10 protein-coding genes are annotated in these 10,493 nt (G+C 72.3%); 5 read left to right on the plus strand and 5 right to left on the minus strand.

The features are described from left to right. On the minus strand, positions 1-1,509 hold a 1,509-nt coding region (locus ACRDP3_RS13485; protein WP_431517153.1), incomplete at its 3' end, for a DEAD/DEAH box helicase. 484 nt (positions 1,510-1,993) lie between these two features. Between ACRDP3_RS13485 and ACRDP3_RS13490 the strand changes: the two genes are divergently transcribed. Continuing rightward, the gene (locus tag ACRDP3_RS13490) at positions 1,994-2,737 is read left to right on the plus strand and encodes a ferritin-like fold-containing protein (protein ID WP_431517154.1); all 744 of its coding nucleotides are present in this window, start codon (positions 1,994-1,996) and stop codon (positions 2,735-2,737) included. 24 nt (positions 2,738-2,761) lie between these two features. Here ACRDP3_RS13490 and ACRDP3_RS13495 read toward each other — a convergent pair whose 3' ends face one another. From ACRDP3_RS13495 to ACRDP3_RS13510, 4 genes are all read right to left on the minus strand, one after another. Beyond that, complete coding sequence (locus ACRDP3_RS13495; protein WP_431517155.1) at positions 2,762-3,049, minus strand: hypothetical protein; 288 nt, start codon at positions 3,047-3,049, stop codon at positions 2,762-2,764. A gap of 174 nt (positions 3,050-3,223) precedes the next feature. Continuing rightward, positions 3,224-3,454, minus strand: a complete 231-nt coding sequence (locus ACRDP3_RS13500; protein WP_431517156.1) for a DUF3107 domain-containing protein — start codon at positions 3,452-3,454, stop codon at positions 3,224-3,226. A gap of 184 nt (positions 3,455-3,638) precedes the next feature. Further along, on the minus strand, positions 3,639-4,262 hold the full coding sequence (locus ACRDP3_RS13505) for a TetR/AcrR family transcriptional regulator (RefSeq protein ID WP_431517157.1): 624 nt from the start codon (positions 4,260-4,262) through the stop codon (positions 3,639-3,641). Positions 4,263-4,384: 122 nt separating this feature from the next. Then, complete coding sequence (locus ACRDP3_RS13510) at positions 4,385-4,624, minus strand: hypothetical protein (protein ID WP_431517158.1); 240 nt, start codon at positions 4,622-4,624, stop codon at positions 4,385-4,387. Between the two features lie 114 nt (positions 4,625-4,738). On the opposite strand from ACRDP3_RS13510, the gene ACRDP3_RS13515 reads away from it, so the two are divergent. The 4 genes from ACRDP3_RS13515 to ACRDP3_RS13530 form a co-directional block, all read left to right on the plus strand. Then, complete coding sequence (locus tag ACRDP3_RS13515; RefSeq protein WP_431517159.1) at positions 4,739-5,761, plus strand: alpha/beta fold hydrolase; 1,023 nt, start codon at positions 4,739-4,741, stop codon at positions 5,759-5,761. Then, positions 5,761-7,248, plus strand: a complete 1,488-nt coding sequence (locus ACRDP3_RS13520; protein ID WP_431517160.1) for a DUF3152 domain-containing protein — start codon at positions 5,761-5,763, stop codon at positions 7,246-7,248. The genes ACRDP3_RS13515 and ACRDP3_RS13520 overlap by 1 nt, the downstream gene beginning before the upstream one ends. 247 nt (positions 7,249-7,495) lie before the next feature. Continuing rightward, positions 7,496-9,391: a DUF3492 domain-containing protein gene (locus tag ACRDP3_RS13525; protein ID WP_431517162.1), complete on the plus strand. Its 1,896-nt coding sequence runs from the start codon at positions 7,496-7,498 to the stop codon at positions 9,389-9,391. Beyond that, positions 9,388-10,493: hypothetical protein (locus ACRDP3_RS13530; RefSeq protein WP_431517161.1), on the plus strand; the 1,106-nt coding region annotated here is incomplete at its 3' end. The genes ACRDP3_RS13525 and ACRDP3_RS13530, both read left to right, overlap by 4 nt.

Here is a 10,493-nt window from a genome sequence, read left to right on the forward strand (position 1 = left end):
GGCCGCGGCCGTGCCGGCGCCCGCAGTCTGCGCGGCGGGCGCGGACGCTGTCGCGCTGCCGCGGGTGCGGCGGCGACGACGGGGCTTGCGGGACTCGCTCTTCGCGTTCGCGCCCTCCGACACGGGAGCGGAGCCCTGGGCCTGGCCTGCAGTGGTCTCCGTCGCGGCGTCCGCGTCGACCGGCAGGCCGTTGCGGGTCCGGCGGCGCTGTCGCGGTGCCCGGGTGCGCTTGGGGCGCTCCTCGGTCTCCGCAGCCCCCGTCGCGCCCCCGCGGCCCGGGCGGCCGCGTCCGGTGGCGCCGCGTCCGGGGCCGCGCCCCGTCTCGCCCAGGTCCTCGACCTGCTCCGCCGAGAGCCCGGCGCGAGTGCGCTCGGTACGCGGCAGGACGCCCTTGGTGCCGGAGGGGATACCCAGTGCCTCGTAGAGGTGCGCGGAGGTGGAGTAGGTCTCCTCGGGGTCGGGAAGGTTCAGCTCCAGCGCCTTGTTGATCAGCTGCCAGCGGGGGATGTCGTCCCAGTCGACCAGGGTCACCGCCGTACCCGAGGCACCCGCGCGGCCGGTGCGGCCGATGCGGTGCAGATACGTCTTCTCGTCCTCGGGTGTCTGGTAGTTGATGACGTGCGTCACATTGTCGACGTCGATGCCGCGCGCCGCCACGTCCGTGCAGACCAGTACGTCGACCTTGCCGTTGCGGAACGCGCGCAGCGCCTGCTCGCGCGCGCCCTGCCCCAGGTCGCCGTGGACCGCGCCCGCCGCGAAGCCGCGCCGGGTGAGTTGCTCGGCGACATCGGCGGCGGTCCGCTTCGTACGACAGAAGATCATCGCGAGTGCGCGGCCCTCCGCCTGGAGGATCCGGGCCACCATCTCCTGCTTGTCCATGGAGTGGGCGCGGAAGGCGTGCTGTGTGGTGTTGGCCACGGTCTGACCCACGTCGTCCGGCTCGGAGGCGCGGATGTGGGTGGGCTGGCTCATGTACCGGCGGGCCAGCGAGATGACCTGACCGGGCATGGTCGCCGAGAACAGCATGGTCTGCCGCTTGACCGGCAGCATCTGGATGATCTTCTCGACGTCGGGCAGGAAGCCCAGGTCGAGCATCTCATCGGCCTCGTCCAGGACGAGCGTGCGTACGTCGGACAGCCGCAGCTTGCGCTGGCCCGCCAGGTCGAGCAGCCGCCCCGGGGTGCCGACGACGACGTCGACGCCCTTCCTGAGCGCCTCGACCTGCGGCTCGTAGGCCCGGCCGCCGTAGATCGACAGCACCCGGACGTTACGGACCTTGCCAGCGGTCAGCAGGTCGTTGGTCACCTGCTGGCACAACTCGCGCGTCGGGACGACGATGAGCGCCTGCGGGGAATCGGTGAGCATCTCCGGTGCCGCCCGGCCGGCCTCGACGTCGGCGGGAACGGTGACGGACTCCAGCAGCGGAAGACCGAAGCCCAGCGTCTTGCCGGTGCCGGTCTTCGCCTGGCCGATGACGTCGGCGCCGGCGAGGGCGACGGGAAGCGTCATCTCCTGGATGGGAAAGGGGGACAGAATGCCGACGGCTTCGAGGGCCTCGGCCGACTCGGGAAGGATTCCGAGTTCGCGGAACGTGGTGGTGGTCAGGAGCTTGCCTCTTCTGTGTGACGCGCGATGAGGCGGCGAGGAGGGTCGTACCGCAGTTCACCGGGGCGGCGCCTTGCCGGCCGCCGGTCTGTGCGGGACCACTGGCTCTCGCTCAAGCGCTCTTCACGCGAGCGGTCCCTCTTGTCACGGGACGTGTGGGGACACGCGCCACGCGGAGGGCTGTCGGTTCGGAGCCGACCGGGCTTCCGACCGGGCATCCGCAGTCATGCGTACATGAGTCCCACCGAAACCGGGTGGGAGCCAATATCACTGTACCCCGGATCCGCGCATGTGTACCGGGACAATCGTTGCGCACGAGTTCCCTGGGGCTTCGGGGAGGCCGACCGGGGGGCTTCCGGTCCAGGTGAGGCGGGCTAACCTGCACAGCATGGAGACGCCTGAGAAGACCCCCGAGCCCGAGCACACCGGGACCGCCGCGCAGATCGCCACGCAGGATTGGGCACAGGCGTCCGCCGACCCGACCTACCGGGCGGCGGTCGTGGACCTGCTGGGCGCGCTGGCCTATGGGGAGCTGGCCGCCTTCGAGCGGCTCGCGGAGGACGCGAAGCTGGCCCCGACGCTGGCGGACAAGGCGGAGCTGGCGGCCATGGCGTCCGCCGAGTTCCATCACTTCACGCAGCTGCGGGGACGGCTGTCGGAGATCGACGCCGAGCCGACCGAGGCCATGGCGCCGTTCGCGACGGCACTGGACGAGTTCCACCGGCAGACCGCCCCGTCCGACTGGCTGGAGGGGCTGATCAAGGCGTACGTCGGGGACTCGATCGCCTCGGACTTCTACCGTGAGGTGGCGGCCCGTCTGGACTCGGACACCCGGGCACTGGTGCTGCGGGTGCTCGACGACACCGGGCACTCGAGCTTCGCCGTGGAGAAGGTGCGGGGCGCGATCGAGGCGGACCCGCGGGTCGGCGGCAGGCTGGCGCTGTGGGCGCGGCGGCTGATGGGGGAGGCCCTCTCGCAGGCACAGCGCGTGGTCGCCGACCGGGACGCGCTCTCCACGATGCTGGTGGGCGGGCTCGCGGACGGTTTCGACCTGGCGGAGGTGGGCCGGATGTTCTCGCGGATCACCGAGGCGCACACCAAGCGGATGGCGGCCCTGGGCCTGGCGGCCTGACTCAGGGCCCTGACGGGCGGAACCTCAAGCCCGCGGCGGGCTCACGAGTCCCGCGCTCAGCCCCTGCGGCCGGACGTTCTCGCCGAGCAGCAGGGAGAGAATCGCCACGCTCACCGCTGCCGCGACCGTGAGGGTCACCGGCGCGTTGCCGGCGCCGAGCACGACCCGGCAGATGAGCCCGCCCAGCAGTGCCGCCGCCGGACCGGTCGCGAGCACCAGGGGCCTGTTGGGAAGCCGCCCGGGAAGCCGCCGGGTGGCGGCGTAGGCGATGGCGAGTCCGAGGATGGTGGCGCCGAGTGCCTCCCAGATCACGGGACCTCCTCGGGGTGGCGGCCGGGTCGCGGCCGGTGTGCGGTGCGGTGTCGTTGCCGTACTCCCCGTGTGGCGCACACGTGAAACGGCGGCTACCCGAGAGATTCGGGAAGCCGCCGCCTTGTCGGTCGTACGACCTTGACGGACGTACGGTCCGTGTCGCGCTCAGGGCACTCAGATGGTGCCGAAACCCACCTTGCGACCGGTGTGTTCACCGATCTCGACGTAGGCGACCTGCCCGGCCGGGACCAGGATCTTGCGGCCGTGCTCGTCCGCCAGGCTGAGCATGTTCGAGCCGTCTTCGGCCAGTGCGGCCGACACCGCGCTCTCGACCTCTTCGGGAGACTGCTTGCTCTCGAAGACGATCTCGCGGGGCGCGTGCTGCACGCCGATCTTGACCTCCACGGCTATGTCCCTCCGAACGCTCAGTTGGATAACGCGGTCAGCCGCGCCGTACGGAGCACACATTAGCCGGATACGCACACGCCCCGGTGCCCGCCCGCGCACGCCCGCAGCGAACACGTGGCGAGGACGGGACGGACACGCGAGGACGACGGCTGCCGCGGGGCCGGGTGTCTCCGGACGCGCGTCACTGCATCGGGAAGCCGGCGATCCCGCGCCAGGACAGTGAGGAGATGAGCTTGGCCGCCGCGTCCCGCGGGACGGGCTGTCCCAGACCGAGCCAGTAGCGCGCGGTGATCTGCGCCATCCCGCACAGGCCCACCGCGAGCAGCATCGACTGGTCACGCGGCAGCTTGGTGTCCTCGGCGATGACCTCGCTGACCGCTTCGGCGCACTCAAGGCTCACTCTGTCGACCCGCTCGCGCACGGCGGGTTCGTTGGTGAGGTCGGACTCGAAGACGAGCCGGAAGGCGCCGCCCTCGTCCTCGACGTAGGCGAAGTAGGCGTCCATGGTCGCCGCCACCCGCTGCTTGTTGTCCGTCGTCGAGGCGAGCGCTGTGCGCACGGCCTGGAGCAAGGACTCGCAGTGCTGGTCGAGCAGCGCCAGATAGAGGTCGAGTTTGCCTGGGAAGTGCTGATAGAGCACGGGCTTGCTGACGCCTGCCCGGTCGGCGATGTCGTCCATGGCCGCCGCGTGGTATCCCTGTGCGACGAATACTTCCTGGGCCGCGCCCAGCAGCTGGTTCCGTCGGGCCCGGCGCGGCAGGCGCGTGCCGCGTGGGCGCGCCTCGGTTTGCTCGATGGCTGACACGCCGCCTCCCTGATCAGTTCTGTGCGCGATGTGCGCCGCGTCCGCCATCGTACTTTTCGGTAACCGGGATGTGTCTGTCGCGAACCGAAAATCTCGAGGGGTGGGCGGCGCCACGAGCGCATTTATCGGTATTCATCCTCGTTCAGTTCCACGACTCGCGCCTGCTCGGCGGCGTCCGCGGGGTCGGCCTCGATGTCTTCGCGACCGGTGATCGGCTCGTCCCGCTGGCTCAGCAGTTCGGTGTGCTGCTCGGCGGCGTCCGCCGGGGTGGCCTCGAACCCGGTCGGCTCCTCGTCCGGCTCTTCCTCGAACACATCGTCGTAGTCCGCCGGGTTGGTCGGGTCAATAGACTCAACAGACATGGTGGCTCCCCTTTCCCGGGTGGACGCCTCTCATTCGAGGTTACGACCTGACCGGGGTGATCGTGTGACGGTGAACACATGAGACGTTGTGTGATCGTCTCGTAACATTGCCCCATGTCGTCGACCGATCAGCCGGGCGTTCCCAGCGCCGCCGAGGCGGTGCCGCCCACGGGCAGTCCGTCGGCCCGCGAGGGTGAGACCGCCCGCTTCGTCGACCTTCCCGGCCTCACGCTGAACGTGCGTTCCCGGCCACCGGAGCGGGACGGGCTGCCGCCCGCGCTGTACGTGCACGGGCTGGGCGGTTCCTCGTTGAACTGGTCGTCGCTGATGCTGGAGCTGGGCGGAGACGTCGACGGAGAAGCCCTCGACCTGCCGGGTTTCGGTGACTCGCCGCCGCCCGACGACGGCAACTACTCGGTTTCGGCGCATGCCCGTGCGGTCATCCGCTACCTGGACGCCTGCGGACGCGCCCCCGTGCACCTCCTGGGCAACTCACTGGGCGGCGCGGTGGCGACCCGCGTCGCCGCGGTACGCGGTGATCTCGTGCGCACCCTGACGCTTGTCTCGCCGGCTCTGCCGGAGTTGCCGCCGCAGCGCAGCGCGCTGCCCACGGCGCTGCTCGCGGTGCCCGGGGTCGCCGGACTGTTCGGACGGCTGACGAAGGACTGGACGGCGGAGCGGCGTACCCGGGAAGTGCTCGCGCTGTGCTACGGCGACCCGGGACGCGTCTCGCCCGCCGGGTTCGCCGCGGCGGTCGAGGAGTACGAACGCAGGCTGCGGCTGCCGTACTTCTGGGATTCCCTGTCCCGCTCCGCGCGGGGCGTCGTCGACGCCTACACACTGGGCGGCCAGCACTCGCTGTGGAGACAGGCCGAACGCGTACTCGCACCGACGCTGCTGGTGTACGGCGGGCGTGACCGGCTCGTGAGTTTCCGCATGGCCAGGCGCGCCGGAGTTGCTTTCCGAGGCAGCAGAGTGCTCGCATTGCCGGAGGCGGGCCACGTGGCGATGATGGAGTACCCGGAGATCGTCGCGTCTGCGTTCCGTGAACTGCTGGTGGACACAGCTCGATTGACGGGATGGGCCGCGGAGGGTAAGGCTTCGTCCTGGAGGCCCGTACCCCCGGAAGGTGACTAGTGGGACGCCATAGCCGCAAGGGGCGCGCCAAGGCTGTCGCCCCGTCCGAACGGGCGGCCCTGGACGGCGGCTCCTCGCGCCCGCACGGCGGCTCGGCGCCCGGCGCACCGACACCCCGGGGGACGCACCCGTCCGCGGCCGGCCCGGTGAGGGGCACGGCGCTCCCGGACGTTCCCGGCCCGCCCGGCGGCGGATACGCGTCTCCCGTACGCGGTGGTCACCCCGAGCAGCGCGAAACCGGCGGCGGCTGGGGTGCGGACGGCACCGGGCAGGGCCCGGCCGGAGGCGGCGCCGTCAGGGGCGGTGCGGTCGGGCGGGTGCTGCAGGGGCGGCCGGGCTCGGATACCGGCGTGCGGTCCGCCGGACCCCGGCAGGAGTACCTCGACGCCTTCGAGGACGACGTCTTCGCCGCCGGCGCGCCGAGTACGGTGCGCGCCCCCGGCCGGCCCGGTGGCGGGGGTGCGCCCGCCCCCTCGTTCGGGCGCGGCCCCGAGCCCCGCCGACCGGGACCCGCGGGCCCCGGCGGTCCGAGACCCGGCGCGTACGGGACCAACGGGCCCGGTGAGCGCGTGCCGTGGCAGCGCCAGGGAACGAGCGCGGAAGACGACGACCCGGTTGCGCCCCTCGATCCGCTCCCGTCCCAGGGACGAAGGACCAAGAAGGGCGGCACGGGCCGCGCGGTCACCGGTGTGGCCGCGGCGGCGGTGACGACGGTGCTCGCGGTCGTCATCGCGGGACAGGTCACCGACGGTGGCCTGGGTCCGGGCAGCCGGGCGGCGGGCAGCGCCGACGCCGACCGGAACGGGCGGGCCGGCGACACGTCGGCGTCGCGGTCGGACGACAAGGGGCCCGGCCCACGGGCGGGGGAGCCGCAAGCGGCCGCCCTGTCGTACGCGGAGAAGATGGCGATGCCCTTTCCGCTGGATGAGGCCTTCAAGGGCGACGGCCGCTTCAGGTCGGTCTCCGGTCACGACAAGGGGCCGGACGGCGATCAGCGGCTGCGCTACCGCGTGGACATCGAGAAGGGGCTGCCGCTGGAGGGCGACCTCTTCGCCAAGGCGGTGCACAAGACGCTCAATGACAAGCGCAGTTGGGCGCACGGAGGCGCACGCGGTTTCGAGCGCGTGGACAGCGGTGACACCGACTTCGTGATCACCCTGGCGAGCCCCGCCACAACCGACGTGTGGTGCGCGAAGTCCGGGCTGGACACCAGCCAGGATCGCGTCTCCTGCGACTCGGCGGCCACCGACCGCGTCATGATCAACGCATATCGGTGGGCGCAGGGGGCGAAGACCTTCGGGCAGGACCGGATGTACGCCTACCGGCAGATGCTCATCAACCACGAAGTCGGGCACCGGATCGGGCGTGGCCACGTCGGATGCCCCAAGGACGGCGCGCCGGCACCGGTGATGATGCAGCAGACCAAGTATCTGACGACGAACGGTGCGACCTGTCGCCCCAACGCCTGGGAACACCCGCGCGGCTAGGGCGTGTTGTGAAAGTCCCTCCCTCTCCTGTCGGCAGTGAACTGCCGTCGGAGTCGGCCCGGTTGATCCTCATAGCGCACAGAAACGTCTGACCGGTCCATTAGTCACGGCCATTCACCCCTTTTGGTGGCGCGACGGACAACCGTCCATCGTGCACGGGGGGCCCGCATAGCGTCTTCCGCGTCACGCCACTGCGTCCCCTGCGGACAGTGGCCCACTAGGAGGACCGATGGGGGGTGGTGAGCTCGTGCGCATCGCACTGCTTACGGAGGGTGGTTACCCCTATGTGCGTGGTGAGTCGGTGGTGTGGTGCGACCGGCTGCTGCGCGGGCTGGGGGGCCATGAGTTCGAGGTGTACGCGCTGAGCCGCAGCGCGCGGCAGGAGAGCGCCGGCTGGTGTGAACTCCCGGACAACGTCGGGCGGGTGCGCACGGCGCCACTGTGGGGCCGGGTCCCGGGCCGTGCCGGCGGGTCGCCTGTGGACATGGCCGTCACCGGCGGGGGGTCCTACGCGCGCCGGGACAGGCGGCGCTTCGGCGAGAGCTTCCACGAGCTGGCCGCGGCGATCTGCGGCGCCGGCCCCGAGGAGCGCGGCGCGGAGGGCGACGACGCCGACGGCACCGGGCGGTTGGCGGACCGTTTCGCCACCGGGCTCCACGGGCTGGCCGCACTTGCCCGCGAGCGCGGCGGCGGCCTCCCCGCGGCCCTCCGCTCGGAGCAGGCCGTCCGCATCCTGCAGTCCGCCTGCCGCGCTCCCGGCGCCCTTCGCGCCGCGCAGTGCGTACGGGTCCCCGATCTGCTCGCCGTGGCCGAACGGCTGGAGCGCGCGCTGCGCCCGCTCTCGCTCGACTGGTACGGAGACAACGGCGACCACGGGCTGGCCGATGCCGAGCTGTGCCACGTGGTGGGCGGCGGTCCGGCAGCACTGCCCGCCCTGCTGGCGAAGAGAGCATTCGGGACCCCTCTGCTGATCACCGAGTACGGGGTGCGGTTGCGCGAGCACTATCTCGCCAGTGCTGCCGACGCCGTCGCACCGACCGCCGCGGGCGCGCCCGTACGCGCGCTGCTGGCGTCGTTCCAGCGGCGGCTGGCACGCGAGGCGTACGGCCAGGCGCAGTTGATCACTCCGGGCAACACCCACGCCCGCCGTTGGCAGGAGCGGTGCGGAGCGCGGCGCGACCGGCTGCGCACGGTCTACCCGGGCATGGACGCCGAGCCCTTCGCGGAGATCGGCGAGACGGACCAGACCGGCGGGGAGCCGGGTGCCGAGCGGCATGGGGACGCGCCGCCGACGCTGGTCTGGGCCGGGCGCATCGAGCCCACCAAGGACCTGACCGGCCTCCTGCATGCCTTCCTCGAGGTCCGCCGGGCCGAGCCGCGGGCACGGCTGCGCATCATCGCGACGGCACCCGGGAGGGGACCGGAGGCGGTCGACTACGAGGCGCACTGCCGGGCGTTGGCGGCACAGCTCTTCCCGGACGAGGCGGCCGGCACCGGCGCGGCCGGCGACCGTCCGGTCACCTTCGAGGAGCTGGGCGGCCCCGGTGTGCCCACGCCGGCGGACGCCTACGGAGCGGGGTGGGTGGTGGTGCTCTCCAGCGTGGTCGAAGGCTTCCCCGTGTCCCTGGTGGAGGCGATGTTCTGCGGACGGGCCACGGTCTCGACGGACGTCGGGGCGGTGTGCGAAGTGATCGGCGGCACCGGACTCGTCGTACCGTCGCGCAATCCGCGCGCACTGGCGGACCGTTGCCTCGCCCTGCTGCGGGATCCCGAACGCCGGGCGCGTCTTGGCGCGGCGGCGCGTGAGCGGGCACTCGAACTCTTCACCGTGGAACAGAACGTCGCGGCCTTCCGTGGCATCTATCTGGAACTGATGTCGCGGTCGCCGGTGCCCGGACACAGGTGGGACGACACCGTGGACGTGCGCGGCGGTGACGGTCCGCTGCCCTTCGCCCGGCCTGCCGAGTCCCATGTGCCGGGGCGCTGGGCGGGCACCACCGGCCGCTCTGCGGGAGGGCCGTCCGGAATCCTGCCCGCCCGTGCGCCCGTTCCGAGCTGGGCCCGCCCGGACCTGTCCGACAGCGCGCCGATCGCCGTGCTGGAGCGTTCGGCGGCCGAACAGCGGCAGGAGGGCGGCAGATGAACACCCACAGAGCCGTGACCGCCCCGGCCGGGCCGGCCGCCCGGAACGTCCGCACCGGCGCCCCGCAGTCGCGGACGACGGCGGTACCGGCTGATCCCGTACGCGAGCTGATGCACCGGCACCGGGAGCTGTGCGAACGTGCGGTGGACCCGCTGGAGATCGCGGCAGGGCTGGAAGCGTACGGAGTCACCGACCGGACCGCGGCGCGCTTCCGGCACCGGGACGTCTTCGCCCTCGCCGAAGAGCTGTTCGCTCGCGTGCCGCGAGCCGACGGGAACGGGATGGGAACGGCGCCGGACCACTTGGCGGACGCTTCGCACGCCCGGTGGTCCGGCGGCCCGTGCCGGGCACGTGTACGGACCTCCCGTGCCGTGCTGGGCGTGCTGCTGCTGCCGCTGCTCCCCGGCCTGCTGTGTGCGACAGCCCTCGGCCTGTTCGAACTGGCTCAGGTACGGCGGGCCGGAGTACCCGTGACGATCCCGCTCGGCGTCGCTGCCGCGATCGCGGTCGGTGCGGCCGTACGGCTGGTGCTGCGCCGTGTCGTGAGTGCGGTGCCGACCGTGCTGTTGACGCTGGCGACGTGCTGGCTGACCGGCTGTGCGCTCTTCGGCGACGCGCTGCTGGACGCGCTGCTGGGCGGACCGGACGGAAGCGGAGTACGGGCAGCCGGAGCCGCAAGAGCAGGGACCGCTACGGTGCTGAGCCTGGCGTGTGCCGTAGCGCCCGCGGCGTGGTGCGCGCGGTGGTTCGCCGCCCGGGCCCGCCTCCGCCTGAAGCGCAGCCGCAGCCTCGACGAGTTCGCGGCACGAACGCGGCCACTGGTGGCGGCGGCTGTCGCGCTCTTCATCGCGGCCTTGCTGGGGCTTCAGTTCGCTGTCGGGGCGGTTGCCCGGTCCGGTGCCCCGCTGCCCGTCGGCACCGCGCTCGGGGTGCTGTTGTTCACCGCACTGCTGCTGACCGCGCACGGCTTCGGCGGCGCCGCCGGCATCGGACTCGGCGCGGCCTGCGCGATGGAGGCGCTCGCGCTTGTCGCCGCGCTCGCCGTCCGGCTGCCCGGTGCCGGGGCCTATGAACGTCCCGTGCACGCCGCCCTCACCGCCGT

The organism is Streptomyces sp., assembly GCF_050698815.1.
Classification (GTDB): domain Bacteria; phylum Actinomycetota; class Actinomycetes; order Streptomycetales; family Streptomycetaceae; genus Streptomyces.